Here is an 18139-nt window from a genome sequence, read left to right as displayed (position 1 = left end):
TAGTGCGTAAGTCCTATAAAACTGAACTGGTGGCTTATCAGGCCTCTCAGCGTGGTGGTGTATTATATTGCGCATTAAAAGAACAAGACCGCATTGAAATTTCTGGTTATGCCAAACTGTTTATGCTGGCCGAACTTTATATTTAATTAATATATTCAATAAAATACCGTGAAATTGCGCGGTATTTTATTTGGCCTCTTATAAAATAGACTATTCATAATAAAGACTTTTCTCTAAGATGAGAGTGACTGTAAATAAAAATTCACACTTAAAAATTTGGATGAACAATGCAAATACGCTTTAAACGTTTAAGCTTGGCGATTTTATTATCTGGCTGGACAGCGGCCAGTTTTGCACAGCCGGTATTGGTGAAAACAGAACAGAATATCGAAGAATATCGACTGGAAAATGGCTTAAGAATTATTCTTGCGTCCAATGATAAAGAAAATAAAGTGTTTATGAATACGGTTTATCTGACCGGTTCACTGAATGATCCGCAAGGCAAAGGTGGTCTGGCACATCTGCTTGAACATTTGGCATTTAAAGGCACGGAAAATGTAAAGGGAGATGAGTTCCAGCGCCGTCTGGATCAATATACCTTAATGACCAATGCCAGTACTGACTATTACTCAACCAAATATACCAATGTGATTCGTCCTGAGCAGACTGCGGTCAATGAAGTAATTTTCCTTGAAGCTGAACGTATGGATAAGCTTGTCCTGCAAGAAAAGTATGTGCCAACTGAAATTGATATCGTGAAGCGTGAGCGTGAAATCCGTCTGGATCAGCCATTTTCCGTGCTGATGGATCAGGTGTTTAAATCAGCTTATGGCAATCAATATCTGGGACGATTACCGATTGGCGATTTGAACGAACTGCAATCGATCAAGATGCAGGAGCTGAACCAGTTTTATCGTCATTGGTATGCACCGAATAATGCCCTCATGATTATTTCAGGCAAATTTAATAAGGCAGAAGTGCTGAAGCAGATTGATACCCATTTCAGCCCGATCCAGTCCCGCAAAGTGCCTGAAGCGGTAAAAGTGCCTGCGCTAAAACCTGAACAGATCAAACAGCGTGAATTTACCGTGCAAAAGGGTAGTGATCTGGCCAAATTTAATATTTATCTGAACCAGTCAGAAGAAAGTATTAAAACCACGCTGGCCATGTCTCCAATCTTATATACCTTGCAACCTAGCGGACACCTGTATCAAAGTCTGGTCGAGACGGGTAAGACCACTACAGTGCAGTCTATGACCTGGCTGGATAAAGATTTTAATCTGGTGTTTATGGGTGCCATCTATGCGCCAAATCATCAAGTCAAGCAGGTTGAGCAGGGCCTGATTCAGGGTGTAGAGCAGAGCCAGCCATTTAACGAAACCGAATTAAACAGGGCTAAAAGTCTAACCCGAAACCAGGCGCACAATATTAAAAATAGCGCAACCGCTTTAGGTTCGCGTTTAAGTGAATATGTAGTGGCTTATTCAGGTGACTGGAGCCAGTATTTCAAAGATCTGCAAGCCATAGAAAAGCTGGATGTCAATCAGATCAATCAGGTGTATAAGGCATTCTTTAAGCCGGAATATCGTATTTCTGGCAATATCTTGCCGACACCAGAAGATCAGAAAAAAGCACAGGAGTTGACCCAGACTGAAGTGCCGGCTCAAACTCTGGACCAGCAGGCTGAAGCAGCAGAACCGCTGAAAGATGTCAGTGTCTATCAGGCAGAAGTAAAGCAGTATGTGGCGCAGTCCAAGCAATATTTACAGGCCAAGGACAAACAGATTCAGCGTGGCAAACTGAAGAATGGCATTAAATACGCTTTATTCCCGACCCAGACTCAGGATGACAAAGTTTATGCCACTATTGCACTTAATTTTGGTACGGCACAAAGTTTGTTCAATAAAGGCGAGATTCTGGATCTGACAGCCTACTTACTGCTGCGTTCTTCTGAAACCCAAAGCTTGCAACAGATTGCCGATAAAATTATTGAGTCCGGTGGTTCAGCCACGGCCAGTTCCTCTGAAAATGGCATGAGCATTCAGATCAGTGCCAAAAAAGAGAAGTTTGAAGAGTTTTTCCAGTATGTGCTGGATGTGCTCAATAAACCGGCCTTTGAGCAGAGTCAGTTTGACCTGATTAAAGGACAAAGCCTATCTGCGTTAGACCGTCCTTATACTGAGCCCAATATGGTGGCAGGCCTGACCATGTCTCGCGCGACCGAGATTTATCAGCCGGGTGACCTTCGCTATCATTTTGAACCTGAACTGGCGAAAAAACAGATTCAAGCTGCTACTCGTGAACAGGTCGTAGCTTTATATCAGCAGTTCTTTAATACGCATCATGCCCAGATCGCAGTGACCGGGGAATTTAATCCGAAGTCCGTAAGTAAAGTCCTCAAAAATAACTTTGCGAGCTGGAAAGCTAAGCAGCCTTATGAGCGCTTAAGTGGTCAATATACAGTTTATCCGGCACAGAAAATCCATGCGTTGTCTGAACAGCGTGAGTTCGGTCATTATCAGGCTGTCATGACATTTCCTGTCGGTGCAGAACATGTAGATTTGCCTGCCATGCTGGTATTCCGACACATTCTAGGTGATTCACAGTTGTCTTCACGTTTAGCACAGGAACTGCGTGAGAAAAATGCGCTGGTTTATGGCTTTAGTGCCAATGCTCAGTATGATGAATGGATTGACTCAGGTGCATTAGGCATTCAGGCGAATTATACGCCTGGCCGATCAGCACAGGTGTCCCAAGCTGTGCATAAGGTATTGAATGAACTTTTGGCCAAAGGAGTAACCGAGCAGGAAGTTGAAGCAGCGAAAGCCACGATTTTGAAACAGCGCGTCACTGCACTGGAAGATGATCGTCGTATTCACAGCATGCTGATCCCACAACTTGAAAAGGATCGTAATCTGATTTATCGGGAAAAACGCGATCAGGCCATTGCCAAGCTGACCAAAGTAGATGTCGATGCCGTTATCAAAAAATATGTTAAACCGGATCAACTGGTCGAAGTCATGGCGGATCAGTATGGGAAAGCGGTGAAATAAACTCCATAATTTTTATAAGTCAATGACGGTATCTTTTCATTTTGAATCAGTGTTTAGATGTCTATATGGCTACTTTTGTTTCGGCAAAAGTAGCCAAAACCATTTGTCATCTGCAAAACTCGTCCACCACTTTTACGAAATAAATTTATTATAGAAGCCATCTTCTTACGATGTAGTCCTGCCTCAAACAATTGCGGATGACGTTTCCGCGTATCTATGACCATGAAAAATTTTAATCTATTTGTTGATTCAGTTTTACCCAATAAGACTTCTATAAGCGATAAAAGCGTTTCGCATTCTCATAAAAAACCGGCTTTACAGCATGTTCGTCATAGTTCTGCACAATATCGCTAAAGGCATCAATGATGGTGACCAGATCTGTGCTGACACGATCCATCGGGAAATTAGAAGCAAACATGATGCGATCTTTACCGAAACATTGTAAGGCATGTTGGATTAGCGGAGTCGCGAGCTGAATCAGTTCATCTTTTTTTGCCAGTTTTCGATCTAAATGAAAACGGTGACCGAGTACAGGCATAAACAGACCAGAGATTTTGCTATACACATTCGGGCATTTTGTCAGTTCAGCCAGGTCTTCTTTCCAGGTCTGAAAAATATAGTCTCGCTGCTGTGCTGTTTGTCCTGTCGCTTTACCGACTTTACCAAAGATGCCGGCAGGTGTGCCCAAGTGATCCAGCACAATTGGTGTTTCAGGAAATGTTTTGGCCAGATGGGCCACATCAGAAATTTGGGTAGAATAAACCCAGGCATCAAAACTTAAATTGGCTTTGGCTAATTCTTCAAATCCTTTCAGAAATTTCTTGTTGCAGTATAAATGCGGTTCATCGGTCCAAGCATGAATGCCTTTATCGGCATGGAACGATGCCATTTTACGAATAGCACGTAGTTTAGGCGAAACTTCATGATGCAATTGCAGCAGCTGTTTAAAGTTTTTTTGACGAGGGTCAGCTGTGGCCACAATGCCGCCTAGTTGAATATTTTGTTCAGCAAAAGGCAGTCCGGCAATAAACCTGGTTTCATTAACCACACCAGTACCTTTATGTTCATGCCAGCTTGCCTCTATATGCACAATCTGTTCAACTTGGTAATGACCAATATCATGTTTGTAATTTTCAGGTAGGTAAGGCGCGGTCAGATGTTCGGTGAGGCCAATCGTATCAATCACCGCTTTGGGCTTGATCAGTCGCACCATCTTGTCCAGCAGTTTTGGATGTTTGCCAAATAATTTTATGGCAGAGGCTGCGGCATGCGGTGTGGTATAAGGGTCCCATTGATGAATATGCGGATCTATAATCGGAAAAGGCAGTTGCTGCATGATATTTTTGGTCGTCGTTTAATTTTTATTCATTTTTTATAGGATAAATGCAGCATTAAAGTCAAATTAAAAATCAAAGATTTAAAAAAAGCCCCGTAGGGCTTTCATTAATGATCGTGGTCGTGTTGATGCTTGTTGGCATGAAATTCTTCATTACGACGGAAACGTAAATAGTTCTCAAACTGCTCACAGTATTCATCGTAGTTATCTTCCAGCATCATCTGAAATTGCTGCAAGATATAAGACATGACCTGATCTTTAGCGTCGCGCATCTCGTTGCCATCTTTGAAATTGTTGGCAGCGACCCAGGTATTAAAGCGGGCAGTACCAAACAGCATTGCGGCGCTGACTTGGCCACGTTTTTCTGCCGGGTTTTCCTGAGAGCCTTTTTCTACACGGCTAAATTCGTTGGCCTGTTTAATAAATTCATCAGCACGTTCAAAGAATGCAGCATTTAACGCTTCTTCTTCGGTTACATCGGTTGCTTCAATCTTTTGAACCATGAATTTTTCCTGATAATAAAATCTTAATCACTAATTATAGGCAAAGCCTTGCAGAAACTAAACCTTTGCCTTAATCTAAAAATAGCCTAAGCAATAAAAATGTGAATCTCATGCAAGATGCAATTGCGGTACAGAGTCTGAAAAGTGATATTGCCTTATTGCGCCAGAATATCTGGCCACCGGCAAATCTGGCCAATGTTGAAGGATTGCCAATTTATTATGGCACCAAGTCGCAGGTCGAAGAATATTACAAGCAATGGCTGGGGTTGATTGAAAGGGCACAGGACCTGTTTCAGCCTTTTATGGAAGATGAAGTCCTGGATGCGATTCATTTGCCAAGTCATTTGAATCTACCCTTATTCTATTTTCATGTGGACCGCATCCGGATTAATAAAACCCGCGCTAAAGAATCCAAGACCTTTCGTGGTATTGCCAGCCTGATTGAAAAATGTGGACAATTTGAACCGGAACAGATTCAGGCCATGCAACGCTGGCTAGACAGTGATGAGACGGCGGCTTTAGTGGCACATCGTGAATTTGTAGATCTGCGTACTTATGTGTTCCAGCATGGTCAAAGTGAATACACTCGGACTCGATTTTATGTGAATGGAATCGTCCTGAGTGTTGAACCACATTTTGAGCTGGTTGATGCCCGTGATAAGCCGCGTAAGCAGCGTAGCGATAGTTATAGCGATCCATTAGCCGATAACAATACTTGGAAAGTGTACGGCAAATATCGCTAGAGCGATTTTGCCTATTTATCTATTGCCAGAATGGTTTGGTGTGAGAAAATTTCTGTAACTGCTCGGCAGCCTGTTTCGACAGATGCTGCTGTTCTGCAGTAAGCCACCCGATGACAAACCATGCCTTGGAGTGTTTTTTGGCATAAGGTCTATACAGGCTTTCTGCGACAAACAGGTCATTATAATGACCCAAAGTTTCCTGTAAGGGTTTTAGCGCTTTCAGATATCTTTTGACTTCCTTTTCAGGAAACAAGCTTTGCAGAAATTCCACATTATAACGCAAGCGTTTAACCCGCTTGCGGGTTCGGTGGCGCGATTCAATATCCAGTTCCTGATAATTCTCTGCATCTGCACAGACTTTCTGGTGCAGTTTACTGAGTCCTTTACATAGGATTTTATGGGAGGACTTTTGTTGATCTCCATTCTGATCCTGACTAAAACGTAACAGCTCCACTATTAGCTCCATCGTGTCGGGCTTTCTGAATAGTTGACTAATATCCGCCTGATCCTGCTGGGCTGGAGGTAATTGCAATACTGGTGAACCTGCCGCTTCTAGCTGAGGAAGCAGACTTTCAGCCAAAGCATCGCGATCCCGGGTAGAACCTAATTGCTGGAAAATATTTCGTAACTGATCCTGCCATTCCTCTGGCAAATCCTCATGATAGGGCTGGAAGATTTTTAAGGCACTACGTAAACGCCGGATAGCGACGCGGGCCTGGTGCACATGGTCACTATTGTAATTCTCTAGCGCAATCGCCGTCGCATTAGGAAACAGGTGAGTCAGACAGTTGGTGATAGTTTTTTGCAAGATATGATGAATATCGTCTTTAGCTGCGAGTTCTAAAGTTGTTTGATGCTGGACCGGAAGATCAGTTTCATTATTCAACAGGGCATAACCACGTTCAGATTTGCTGCGTACATCCAGCCATAACTGATAGCGTTGAATCCAGGGTTTAACGAAATCAATTAAGTCATCAAGTTTGCCACTTTTGAGCTCAAATTCAACTTCATAAATATCCAAGGTTTGGCCATTAGAACGAATCTCACCTCTGTCCAGTGCAATTTCAATCTGACTTCCTCGGTAATCTTCAATCCAGAGATCCCGCTCTACATCAGTTTCAAATTGCAGAGACAGAGGCGTATCTAGGGTGTGAAGAGCCTGTTTTAGAATCTTCCGAGCCTGTTTATGCTTGGCATAAGCTTTTAAATCACAGTTGTCGGGTGCGGCATCCAGTCTTTCTTCCAGCTCAAAGCGTTCAAACTGATGCTGGCTCGGTGCTTTTAAGGTCTGAAACCATTGACGGTCTTCCAGACGCTGCCGGAGTGCAATTTTGTGCTGCTGTAACTGCTGATCGGCAGTATCAAAGTATTTGGCACATAAATGATGTCGAGTCGGCCCGTACTGCTGAAAATCTTGTTCGAATTGGTGACGTATACTTTGCGGAATCTGGAATTTGAGTTCGATTTCTGCCATCGGGCCATTCCTTCTCGATGAAGCTCATAACAATCAATATAGACCAAACAACAAAAGTATTGTGATGTGCTTGTGCAACAAAAAAGCACGCCGTAGCGTGCTTTGAAAGTCAGTTAAATACTTACTTAAGGAATTTGCGGCTGACCAGAAACTGTTCTGTCGCTTCCAGTAATTTTTGTGCATAGACTTCCTGTTTTGCGGTCAACCAACCCAGCACAAACCAGTCACTGGCTTCCAGCTCGGTCTGTTGAATATAGACTGCAGAAGAGGCCAGCGTCTGATATTCATTTGCTGCTTGCTGCGCATCATTTAACGCCTTGCTGTATTTTTGCAGGTTTTTGACATCATAAATTGTGGTCAAAATCGGGAAGCTGAATTTTAATTCCTGAATGCGAATTGCTAGCTGATCCAGACTTTCAAAATTCGTAATATCAGTCTGGTTCATCTGTTCCTGCAAAACTTTGTATTGTTGCTGCAGGGTAGTTTGCGCTGCAGATTTTAATTCTAGCGGCTTAGCTTCATCTGTACTTAAGCTGAAGATCAACAATTCCAGATAGTGATGCACATTCTGGGTAGATTTAACCAGATTGCCCAGCTTCTCCTTAGCATAAAGAATATCTTTAGTCAGGTTCTCTGCGGTTGTAGGATTTTGCAGGAAGCCAGCCAGAGTGTTTTGCATGTGCTGTAAATGTTGCAGATGTTCAAACTGGTGTTTAAATGCGGCAAGCTGATGCGCCCATTTGTCTGAAACTTGAGGATGCCAATCTTTAAACAAAAGTAGGGTCAGATAGAGATGATCTAAGGCCTGTTGTGCCTGATCAATATGTTCCTGTTCTGCCACTTGCGCGGAGATTGCCGCGATATTGGGCAATAAGTGCTGCATTTGCTGGGCCACCAGATGACACAGGTTTTTGCCTGCACTATCTTTTTTGCTGATCTGGAATTCCTTGGCAAAAGTAGCAGGACTTACGTTCTGATTAGTCGCTAACAGATTCCCGATTTCTGCTTTACTACGTACATCCAGCCACAACTGATATTTTTTGACCCATTCAAAACTAAAGGCCAGCAAATCCTGAATTGAGCCATGCTTTAACTCGAATTCGACTTCATGCACTTCCTGTTCAGCATGAGGCGTGCGAATACAGCCGATATCCAAGCTGACTTCGATTGACGTATTTTCATATTCAATCACGCGCAAGGTACGGGCAATATCGGTTTCAAACTGCAGTTGCAGCAGGTCAAACTGATCACCTAAAGCACGATTAAGCAAGGTTTGCGCTTCAGCAGACTGCTTGTAAATACTCAGGTCCAGCTCAGAAGAATATTCTAATTCATCTAGATCATGATTATGCTCGAAACGTTCAATGTGGCTTTTGCCTGCCGCTTTTAACGTCTGAACCCAACGACTGCCTTCTAATCGCTGACGTAGGGCAATTCCATGCTGGGCCAGTTGACGGTCTGCAGTATCATAGTATTTGGCTTGAAGCTGGATCTGTTGAGATTTCTTAGGATCAAGTGCCTTAAGCAGGGCAGTACGGCGTGCCGCGGGAATCTGGAACTTGAGTTCAACTTCAACCATGATAATTATCCTGTCTATTCAATTTATTGAAAAATATTAAAAAACAAATTGAATTTTTATTCGCTTGCATGAAATTCCGATATGAAACGGAAATATTTTTTAGACTTTTGAGCGGCTGATTGTAACGAAAAACCAATCTGATGTAAGACTTGACCGATTGAAAAAAATGGAAATGGAAAAATTAACATGCTGATCTCATTCACCAGTTTTTGCTGAAAGCATGACAATTCAATATCTAAGCCAAATTCAGGTACAGAATTGCATGAAAATAAAGGTACTTTTAATTGCCTAAATTATGCGCTAAGGTGAAGAAAAAAGATTAGGATGATGATAATGAATGCACAGGTGCAGCCGAGCAATGAGATTGCAGTACTGACTTCTTCACAAATGCCGATTCGTGACTATCATGAATTTTACCGGTTTTATCTGACTGAGCATCGCCATATCATGAGTCGCCGCTTGCATGTCGCAGGCAGCAGTATCGGTTTATATTTTTTTAGCAAAGCCCTTCGTCAGCGTAAAGCCAAATATGTGGCCTATGGACTACTCTCAGGTTATGCCTGTGCCTGGATTGGTCATTTCATTTTTGAAAAGAATAAACCGGCCAGCTTTAAACAGCCGCTTTACAGTTTTATTTCAGACTGGCGTATGTTTGCTGATGTATTACGTGGTAACCTGAGCTTGGTCGATCGTAAGCACGACAAAACTCCAAGTTAGGGCTTATGACGTTTTATCGGATTTATGCTTAAGTATTGCAATAAAAACGATAAAAACACTTGCAAGTGTAGAGTTATTATTCTATTAATTGTTTTATTACCTATTCAGTATTTTATCAAAGAGTATAAGTCACTGAATAAATCAGTTTTCCAAGCCTGGAGTGACCTTCTCCGGGCTTTTTTTATATTTAAAAAAATAGAAAGATGTGCATTGACGTATTTTTAATTTATCTGAATGATTTCGAAAATATTCACGAGATGAATGAGGCAAGTTCGAAAGATAAGATGGTCGGTTTTGCTTAGATGAGTCGATCCTTTCTAGCTTTGACACGTCTCCTCATTAACGGTTTACCCAAAGCTAGAAAGGATCTGGTAGATAAAACACAGCTTTTGCTTTTCTATTTATTTGTTGTGTTCAAACTTATTTAAATCCTTTAATGGGTGTAAACCTATCCCTGAAATTGGGTATTTTGAAGTTTTCTTTGAGTTTTTTGACTAATGGTATTCGAACAATTTTATAAACAGGAATTGTAAAATTCGGACATAAAAAAATCGCTTTCAGAATTTTGCAACTTCTCCACTAAGTTATCTGCAAAATCCTAAAAGCGTTTGTCGGAGCGCGTAAGCATTAACACTTTATCATTATTGTTATAAAACCATTAAAACGTAAATTCTCGCAGCCGCCTATCACTGAAAATAGGGATATTGATCAATCACCTGTATAAAAAGTACAAATAATAATCTAATACCTGAATTGGGTATTATTCAGTGTTTAGGATGGGGAAACTCGCCCATTTATGCCTATAATAGCGTATGTATTTTGAATGGCGGCAGTCATGCGCGGTTTGTATTTAATTACCAATGATGATCCTATTGAACTTCTCTTGGCAAAACTTGAAGGTGCAATGGCGACTTATGAAGTTGCGGTACTTCAGTATCGTCGTAAAAAAGTAGCGAAAGAAGATCAGGCTTACGAAATCGAATATATGAAACAAATGTGCGAACAGTACAAAGTTCCATTTGTGATTAATGACGATTTAGAAACTGCAGTAAAATATGGCGTAGGCGTGCATTTGGGTCAGGATGATGGCTCAATTCAGGAAGCTGTTGAACGTTTGCCCAAAAATGTATTGATTGGCCGCAGTTGTAATAATTCACTTGAGCTTGCTGAACAAGCCATTGCTGATGGGGCTAATTATGTGGCCTTTGGCGCGATCTATGCGACTGATACCAAGCCAGAAGCAGGTAATATTGGTCTGGAAACCTTAAAACAGGCCAAAAGTAAATTAAATGTACCGATTTGTGCTATTGGCGGTTTGACGGTGGAAAACGGCAAAGAAGTCATTGAAGCCGGCGCCGACCTTTGTGCAGTCATTAGTGATGTATTGGGTCGCTCAATGTCAACTGTCGGTCAACGTGTGTATGACTGGTCGGAACTGTTTGCTGAACAAGCTTAATTTTTATTTCTTATTGTATTTTTGAGTTGAGTGATTCTCATGAGTTTATCTCCAAAGCAAGAACAACTATTTAAACAAGCCAATAAACATATTCCGGGTGGCGTCAACTCACCTGTACGTGCCTTCAATGGCGTGGGTGGTACGCCTATCTTTATCGAGAAAGCCCAAGGTGCTTATCTGTACGATGTCGATGGCAAGCGCTATGTGGATTATGTAGGTTCATGGGGTCCAATGATTCTGGGTCATGCACATCCTGAGATTATTAAAGCGGTGCAAGATGCAGCAGTAGATGGATTAAGCTTTGGTGCACCAACCGTGCATGAAACGACTCTGGCAGATATCATTTGCGACATCATGCCATCCATTGAACTGGTACGTATGACCAATTCCGGTACTGAAGCAACGATGACTGCGATCCGCTTGGCGCGTGGTTATACCGGACGTGACAAAATCGTAAAATTTGAAGGTTGTTATCACGGTCACTCTGACTCGTTGCTGGTAAAAGCAGGTTCTGGCCTGTTAACTAAAGGCGAAGGTGAAGCGACTTCTGCGGGTGTACCTGCTGATTTTGCCAAACATACATTAACTCTTCCTTATAACGACATTGCCACTTTAAAAGAATGCTTTGCCAAGTTTGGCTCTGAAATTGCGGGTGTGATTGTTGAGCCAGTGGCAGGGAACATGAATCTGGTGAAACCGATTGATGGTTTTCTGCAAGCGATACGTGATGTTTGTGATGAGCATGGTTCAGTATTCATCATCGATGAAGTGATGACCGGTTTCCGTGTAGGTCTTGGCGGTGCTCAGGCACATTATGGCGTGACTCCTGATTTAACGACTTTAGGTAAAATCATTGGTGCAGGTCTGCCAGTCGGTGCTTTTGGTGGTAAACGAGAAGTGATGGAATGCATCGCACCATTAGGTAACGTGTATCAGGCAGGTACCTTGTCGGGTAACCCGCTAGCAATGCGTGCCGGGATCGAGATGTTTAAACATCTGCGTGAGCCAGGTTTTTATGAAAAACTGACTGCTCAACTGGAAAAACTGCTTGCAGGTTTACAGGCAGCTGCGGATGAAGCTGGTATTTCATTCAAGACTCAACAAGTGGGCGGTATGTTTGGCCTGTACTTCACGGATCAGGAAGACATCACCAGCTTTGATTCAATGCTGAAGTGTGATGTTGAAGCCTTCAAAAAATTCTTCCATGGCATGTTAAGTCGTGGTGTGAACCTGGCTCCATCTGCATTTGAAGCAGGATTTATTTCAGCTGCGCATAGTGATGAAGATATTGAATTCACGATCCAGGCGGCTAAAGAAACTTTTGCTGAAATGAAAGCTTAAGTTTTTAATCCCCCCTAACCCTTCTTTGGAAAAGGAGGGAAATCTTAAGCTTAAAAATTTAAGTTCCCCCTCTTTTAAAAGAGGGGGCTAGGGGGAGATTTACATTAAAAATTAGGAAAATCTTGATGAAAACCAAACATTATTTGACCTTAAGCGATACTGAGTTTTTATTAAATCAGGCCTATAAATATGCGTTAGAAAATGGCTTTAATGTCAGTATTGCTGTGATTGATGAAACTGATAATTTATTGGCAATGAAGCGTATGAATGGTGCATCACCGATGACAGCAAACCTGTGTCTGGAAAAAGCAAGATGTTCTGCCATTAGTCGCCGTCCGTCCAAGCTGTTTGAAGATATTATCAAAGGCGGTCAAATGGGCTTTCTGACGATGGATACTTTTTCTGGGATGTTAGAAGGTGGTGAGCCGATTATGTATCAAGGTCAGCTCATAGGTGCAATGGGTGTTTCTGGAGTGAAGTCTTTCCAAGATGCAGAGATTGCACAGCAAGCGATTGAGAAGTTTTTGGCTAAGCAAAGCTAATCCAAAATAGAAATTGATCAGCTCAATTTAATAAAATCATCCAACGATGTTCCAAAATGAAGCGTGGAACGTGAAATATCAACTAAAAAGCCCAATCGCTAATGAGAGAGCTTGTCTATATACAATAAAGTTATGATTTAAAAAGGAAATCAAAATAATTTCGTATAACGTGTATTATGTTAATTTTAGAAATTCTTAACTTAAAGCAGATTCTATTTTCAAAATAGTCCCATTGTAATTTGCTTTAACTCTGATGAATCATCGAATTCAAAATGTAAGTAGTTATCAAGTATTTTATATCTAAGCCAATAGTTACTTTCTCTTTCTGGATTTCCAAATAGCTTAACTACAGATTGCTTTGTACTTTTATGATTAATACCTATGATTAGATCTTCTAAAAATGGGTATGAGTAATATTCTTCATTCTCTTTAGGGTAGATGAAAATGGTATCTAGGATCTGATGCTCATTAAATCTGAACGTAACGCCTCTCTTGAAAAATTGCCAATAGGATAAATTTTCTCCACAAAAGTTAGTCTCTAATGTGTCAAACACACTTGCAACAAGAATAACTGCTTTCAAAATATTTGAATTTGACTCTTTAGCTCCAAGACAAGATAAAAAAACTTCTACATCACCTGAAAAATTCACTTATTAGATACCTAAATCAAAATTTTCTTTATCCTTTGGTTTTATCATATTTAAAGTAAAGTATTTGCTTCAAAGTTATAATTTCGAAAAAATCACATGCATTTAACATAATGGTGGTTATACGAAATTAGAACAATAAACGTCTGTAAAATCAAAGTGTTTTTCAAATCGATGCTAAACTAAAATAGCATGAATCATCATGCTATTTTGTATTTATAAGAGCTTCCCATGCTGTACCCCATGCCCAAAAAAATCCAACTCGCGCCATCTCAAGCCAAATGGCAGCTTGCATCAAATGAATCTGTTTTGGTTTTAGTCGGATTGCAAAACTTGCGTATGCAGCAGGGCATACAAGACAGCGACCTGATAACTCATCTGATCCAGATCAGTAATAAAGCCAAAGCACTCGATATTCCAATCGTTGATTTGTATGGCGATGATTTAATGCAAGGTATGCAGCAACTTGGAGAATATGCTTCAACTCATTCACAACTGATTTTCGCCGGACAGATTACACCGATGCTGAAACAGATCCTGCCACATCTGCAAAGTGTGACAGAACAAATTTGCATAATTAATGACGCAATTTTGATGCCTAGCCAGGAACAGCATATCCAGTGGATTGAGAATAAATCGGCACAAGGTTTGCATCATATGAACAGCTGTAGTCTGACCCGATTGTGGAACTTAAGTGCGTCGTCAGAATATGTATTGTCAACTAAAGGCGTTATGTTAGCAGTAGCTGAACAGCTGCATATGGATGCGCTGGAAATTGATCCTTATGCTGACTTAAAACAGTATGGACTGGACTCGGTTGCGGTAGTGAGTCTGGTTGGCACATGGCGCGCGCATGGTGCTGAGCTACGTTATGAAGATGTGCTGGAACACCCGTCATTACATGATTTAGTGAGCTTTGTAATGCAATCTGCACGTCGATAATCGGTAATTGGGTAATTTTCTTAAAATAATCGGAAATTTCATCGCCATTTACATAAATGCGCATTGTAATTATCACTCAAGCTTTCTATTATGGCCGCCTTGTTTTTCGCGATCAGCGTGGGATTGAACTTTGAGTAATTTTCTAACCGAACATCTGATACATCGTGATGAAGATTTTATGGTCATCCATAAGCCTGCAGGCTTACTCACAGTGCCCGGTAAAACAGAAGATTTACAAGATTGCCTGATCAATCGCCTCATCAAATTAGAACCTAAAACTTTACTGATCCACCGTCTGGATCGAGATACTTCCGGTATCTTAGTATTTGCCTTAAGCCGTGAAGGGCAAAAATCCATCTCCCGCCAGTTCCAGGAACGCCAAACCGATAAAACCTATCAGGCCATCGTGGCTGGAACATTAGAAGGCAAGGGTACAGTTGATGTGCCTGTCATTTATGATCCAAGCCGTCCACCACTGCATATTGCTGAACCGAATCATAATAAGCCGGCTATTACAGAATGGCAGGTCATCGAACATTTTGAAATTCAGGGGCAAGCTGTGACCCGGGTGAAACTGACCCCGATTACCGGTCGTTCACATCAACTCCGTGTACATATGCAATATCTCGGACATCCGATTATTGGCGATACCTTATATGCAACGCCAGAGCAGCAACAGCTTAGTCCGCGTCTATGCTTACATGCTGAGCGTTTAAGTTTTTATCATCCTAAAACAGAAGAGTTAGTTGAATTTAATTGTCCGGCTGAATTCTAGGAAATACTTGTTTAATCGACGTGAATTATGCTCACTTTTTAGTGGGCTTTATGTCAAAATACATTGCTTGAAGGTGTGAAATTTTGCTCAAATGACGTTTCGTGATTGAGCCTGATATTCATAATCTTGTACTTAAGATAAAGGTGGAAAAATTGCAGCAATTTGCTATTGGTCAACGTTGGTTATCAGATACTGAAACAGAACTCGGTTTAGGGGTTCTCATTGATGTTGATGAGCGATCGGTCAGCATTTTATTCCCAAAAAGCGATGAAACTCGCGTCTATGCTCGCAGTAACGCACCCTTATCTCGTATCGTATTTAATGCAAATGACGAGCTGCAAGATCAGGAAGGTACGATCTGGACCGTTGAGTCAGTTGAAGATCGCAATGGCGTAGTGCGTTATCACATAGTCCGTACTCTTGAAGATGGCACAGAAGAACGTAAAGCTTTAAATGAAACCCGTGTAGGCGCAACGATCCAGTTGTCTAAACCTTTAGACCGTTTACTGGCCAGCCAGATTGACTATAAAGAGTGGTATGACCTGCGTATTGAAGCCTTGCTGATGCAAGCCAATATGCAAACCAGTCCATTGCGTGGCTTGGTCGGTTCGCGTGTAGGTCTGATTCCACACCAGTTGTATATCGCACATGAAGTCGGTCAGCGTTTTGCACCGCGTGTTTTACTGGCGGATGAAGTTGGCTTAGGTAAAACCATTGAAGCTGGTCTGATCATTCATCAGCAACTTAAAACTGGCCGTTCTGAACGTATCCTGATCTTGGTTCCAGATTCACTGCAATATCAGTGGATGATTGAGATGCGTCGTCGTTTCAATCTTGAATTCTCTCTATTTGATCTGGCGCGTACTGCCTCGATTAAAGAGCATGATCCTGATCTAAATCCGTTCCTGACTGAGCAGCGCATTATTGCTTCTGTGGACTTGATGGTGGATCACGAAGATCTGCGCGAACAGGCGATTGAAGCGGGCTTTGATCTGTTGGTTGTCGATGAAGCGCATCACCTGATGTGGTCTGAGGAAGAAGGTGGCAATGACCGTTATGATCTGGTCGAAGAGCTGGCAGAGAAAACACCGGGCGTATTGTTATTGACTGCAACACCAGAACAGCTCGGTGTAGAATCTCACTTTGCACGTCTACGTTTACTTGATCCGCAACGTTTCAGTTCATTGGACCGTTTCCTGGATGAAGAAGAGCAGTATCAGCATACCGCTAAAATCGCTGAAGTGTTGATGTCAGATCTGCCACTTGAAGCAGAGCATTTCACTGCGATTGAAAGCCTGCTTGGTCATGCGATTGAAGATACCCCAGAGCAACGTTTCCGTGCGATTCATGAATTGCTAGACCGTCATGGTACGGGCCGTATCCTGTTCCGTAATACACGTGAGGCAATTCAGGGCTTCCCGGGCCGTGACTGTCAGCCAGCACCATTGCCAGCGCCAGAAAACTGGTCTAAAGATGGTAAATTGCGTGAGCAAATGTGGCCGGAAGAATCTCAACTCGATGGCTCGTGGATGGAAACTGATCCGCGTGTAATGTGGTTGATGGAAAAGTTGCGTACTGATCTGAAGCATAAAAAAGTATTGCTGATTGCGCGTAGTGGTCCAGTGGTTGAAGCGCTAGAAAATGTATTACGTCTGCATGCAGGTATACGTACTGCCATGTTCCATGAGGGCATGAGTCTGCTGGAACGTGACCAGGCAGCGGCTTATTTTGCTGAAGAATCTTATGGTGCACAGATTTTATTGTGCTCTGAAATCGGTTCAGAAGGCCGTAACTTCCAGTTTGCATCTGACTTGATCCTGTTTGATTTGCCAGCCAACCCGGATGTTCTGGAACAGCGTATTGGTCGTCTGGACCGTATCGGTCAGGAAAACCGTATCCAGATTCATGTGCCTTATCTGATGAGTACTGCGCAAGAACGTATGTTCCGCTGGTATAACGAAGCGCTGAATATTTTCAGCAACATTTCTCCAACTGCACAAACGCTGCAAGAAAACTTTATTGTTGCTCTGAAAGATTGCCTGCTGGCAGATAAAGGACAGGAATTTGAAGATCTGCTTGAAGAAGTTAGCGTACAACGTGAAGCACTGGAAGCTGAGTTGCAGGAAGGTCGTGACCGTCTGCTTGAGTACAATTCTTGCCGCCCCGTCGTGGCACAGGAAATTGTTAATGCGCTTGAAGACTATGATGACAATACCACCTTGCCAATGTTCATGAAGCGTTTCATGGCATCGACCAATATCGATTTTGATGAACAAAGTAATGGTACGGTGATCATCAAGCCAACGGATCAGATGCAGGTACAAGGTTTAACCCTGGATGAAGAGGGCATGACAGCCACTTTCTATCGTGACCAGGCTCAAATCCGTGAAGATGCACAGTACTTGACCCTAGAACATCCATTCACTGAAAGCGTGATGGAAATGATCAATACTCAGGGCTTTGGTAGTACCAATGTTGCAGTCTTAAAGTCTGCAGCGTTACCACAAGGTTCTGTATTGATGGAAGTGTGGTTCAAGGTTGATGTGGTTGCACCAAAAGCACTAAACTTGCCATCAAGCTTGCCACAACAGCTGATCCGTGTATTGCTGAGTGAAAAAGGTCAGGACTTGTCTCAGAAGATTGCGCCTGAAATCCTGAAACCATATCTACATCATTTAGATGGCAATAGCTGCCGTCAGGTAGTGAAAGCGCGCCGTGAAGTAATTGAAGCGCGTTATCAACAAGCATTGGAATTGGCTCGTTCAGCATTACCAAACTTCAAGCAGCAGGCTAAAGAAGTGTATGGTAATAAATGGCAGTATGAAATTGACCGTCTGACTTACTTAAAACAGTTCAACCCAAGTATCCGTGAAGATGAAATCGCACGTTTACAGAAATTGCAGAAAGAAGGTTTGAGTTTGTTAGAAGGTTTATCCGTAACACCTGAAGCAATTCAGGTAATGGTCGTGGTTAAGCCATAAAGGCCTAATGAATTAAAAAGCAGCTTTCGGGCCACTGCTGTCCCATAGTT

General features: G+C 42.1%; 14 protein-coding genes and 1 pseudogene. 10 read left to right on the top strand and 5 right to left on the bottom strand.

The features are described 5' to 3' along the window. Both B3Q46_RS14965 and B3Q46_RS14960 read left to right on the top strand, forming a co-directional pair. Positions 1 to 146 (top strand): annotated as a pseudogene (locus B3Q46_RS14965) (phenazine biosynthesis protein PhzF); the annotation flags it as partial. A gap of 141 nt (positions 147 to 287) precedes the next feature. Further along, positions 288 to 3053 carry a M16 family metallopeptidase gene (locus tag B3Q46_RS14960; protein WP_262735558.1) on the top strand — a complete coding sequence of 922 codons (2766 nt, stop codon included), beginning with the start codon at positions 288 to 290 and terminating at the stop codon, positions 3051 to 3053. 271 nt (positions 3054 to 3324) lie between these two features. Here the strand turns inward: B3Q46_RS14960 and B3Q46_RS14955 are convergent, their stop codons facing one another. Further along, positions 3325 to 4389, bottom strand: coding sequence for an amidohydrolase family protein (locus B3Q46_RS14955; protein ID WP_262735556.1), 1065 nt, complete (start codon positions 4387 to 4389; stop codon positions 3325 to 3327). Positions 4390 to 4496: 107 nt separating this feature from the next. Beyond that, positions 4497 to 4892 (bottom strand): DUF3144 domain-containing protein, encoded by a 396-nt coding sequence (locus tag B3Q46_RS14950; RefSeq protein ID WP_004786347.1) that lies wholly within the window; start codon positions 4890 to 4892, stop codon positions 4497 to 4499. Between the two features lie 110 nt (positions 4893 to 5002). Here B3Q46_RS14950 and B3Q46_RS14945 point away from each other — a divergent pair, with 110 nt between their 5' ends. Further along, the gene (locus tag B3Q46_RS14945; protein WP_004786345.1) at positions 5003 to 5635 is read left to right on the top strand and encodes a hypothetical protein; all 633 of its coding nucleotides are present in this window, start codon (positions 5003 to 5005) and stop codon (positions 5633 to 5635) included. A gap of 19 nt (positions 5636 to 5654) precedes the next feature. On the opposite strand, the gene B3Q46_RS14940 is transcribed toward B3Q46_RS14945, so the two are convergent. Together B3Q46_RS14940 and B3Q46_RS14935 are read right to left on the bottom strand one after the other, a co-directional pair. Continuing rightward, a complete protein-coding gene (locus tag B3Q46_RS14940) occupies positions 5655 to 7109 on the bottom strand; it encodes a CYTH and CHAD domain-containing protein (protein WP_262735555.1) in 1455 nt (484 codons plus the stop codon). Positions 7110 to 7230: 121 nt separating this feature from the next. Next, on the bottom strand, positions 7231 to 8688 hold the full coding sequence (locus B3Q46_RS14935) for an inorganic triphosphatase (protein ID WP_005235128.1): 1458 nt from the start codon (positions 8686 to 8688) through the stop codon (positions 7231 to 7233). A 333-nt stretch (positions 8689 to 9021) separates the two neighbouring features. Between B3Q46_RS14935 and B3Q46_RS14930 the strand changes: the two genes are divergently transcribed. The 4 genes from B3Q46_RS14930 (at position 9022) to B3Q46_RS14915 (ending at position 12744) form a co-directional block, all read left to right on the top strand. After that, on the top strand, positions 9022 to 9405 hold the full coding sequence (locus B3Q46_RS14930; protein WP_034169975.1) for a DUF962 domain-containing protein: 384 nt from the start codon (positions 9022 to 9024) through the stop codon (positions 9403 to 9405). A gap of 835 nt (positions 9406 to 10240) precedes the next feature. Then, a complete protein-coding gene (gene thiE / locus B3Q46_RS14925; protein WP_004786336.1) occupies positions 10241 to 10861 on the top strand; it encodes a thiamine phosphate synthase in 621 nt (206 codons plus the stop codon). A 39-nt stretch (positions 10862 to 10900) separates the two neighbouring features. Further along, complete coding sequence (gene hemL / locus B3Q46_RS14920; RefSeq protein ID WP_262735552.1) at positions 10901 to 12202, top strand: glutamate-1-semialdehyde 2,1-aminomutase; 1302 nt, start codon at positions 10901 to 10903, stop codon at positions 12200 to 12202. A 125-nt stretch (positions 12203 to 12327) separates the two neighbouring features. Further along, a complete protein-coding gene (locus B3Q46_RS14915; protein ID WP_262735551.1) occupies positions 12328 to 12744 on the top strand; it encodes a GlcG/HbpS family heme-binding protein in 417 nt (138 codons plus the stop codon). 218 nt (positions 12745 to 12962) lie between these two features. Here B3Q46_RS14915 and B3Q46_RS14910 read toward each other — a convergent pair whose 3' ends face one another. Next, entirely contained in the window at positions 12963 to 13394 is a 432-nt protein-coding gene (locus tag B3Q46_RS14910) for a hypothetical protein (protein WP_262735549.1), read from the bottom strand. 228 nt (positions 13395 to 13622) lie between these two features. Between B3Q46_RS14910 and B3Q46_RS14905 the strand changes: the two genes are divergently transcribed. From B3Q46_RS14905 to rapA, 3 genes are all read left to right on the top strand, one after another. After that, the gene (locus B3Q46_RS14905; RefSeq protein WP_262735548.1) at positions 13623 to 14333 is read left to right on the top strand and encodes a phosphopantetheine-binding protein; all 711 of its coding nucleotides are present in this window, start codon (positions 13623 to 13625) and stop codon (positions 14331 to 14333) included. A gap of 130 nt (positions 14334 to 14463) precedes the next feature. Continuing rightward, a complete protein-coding gene (locus B3Q46_RS14900) occupies positions 14464 to 15108 on the top strand; it encodes an RluA family pseudouridine synthase (protein ID WP_262735546.1) in 645 nt (214 codons plus the stop codon). Positions 15109 to 15251: 143 nt separating this feature from the next. Further along, positions 15252 to 18089, top strand: coding sequence for an RNA polymerase-associated protein RapA (gene rapA, locus B3Q46_RS14895; RefSeq protein ID WP_286716542.1), 2838 nt, complete (start codon positions 15252 to 15254; stop codon positions 18087 to 18089). The last annotated feature ends 50 nt before the right edge of the window (positions 18090 to 18139 follow it).

This window comes from Acinetobacter sp. UBA2581 (assembly GCF_002339435.1).
In the GTDB taxonomy this organism is placed as follows: Bacteria; Pseudomonadota; Gammaproteobacteria; order Pseudomonadales; family Moraxellaceae; genus Acinetobacter; species Acinetobacter variabilis.
Note: the sequence above shows the minus strand (reverse complement) of the source record. Positions and strands in the feature narration are given on the sequence as shown.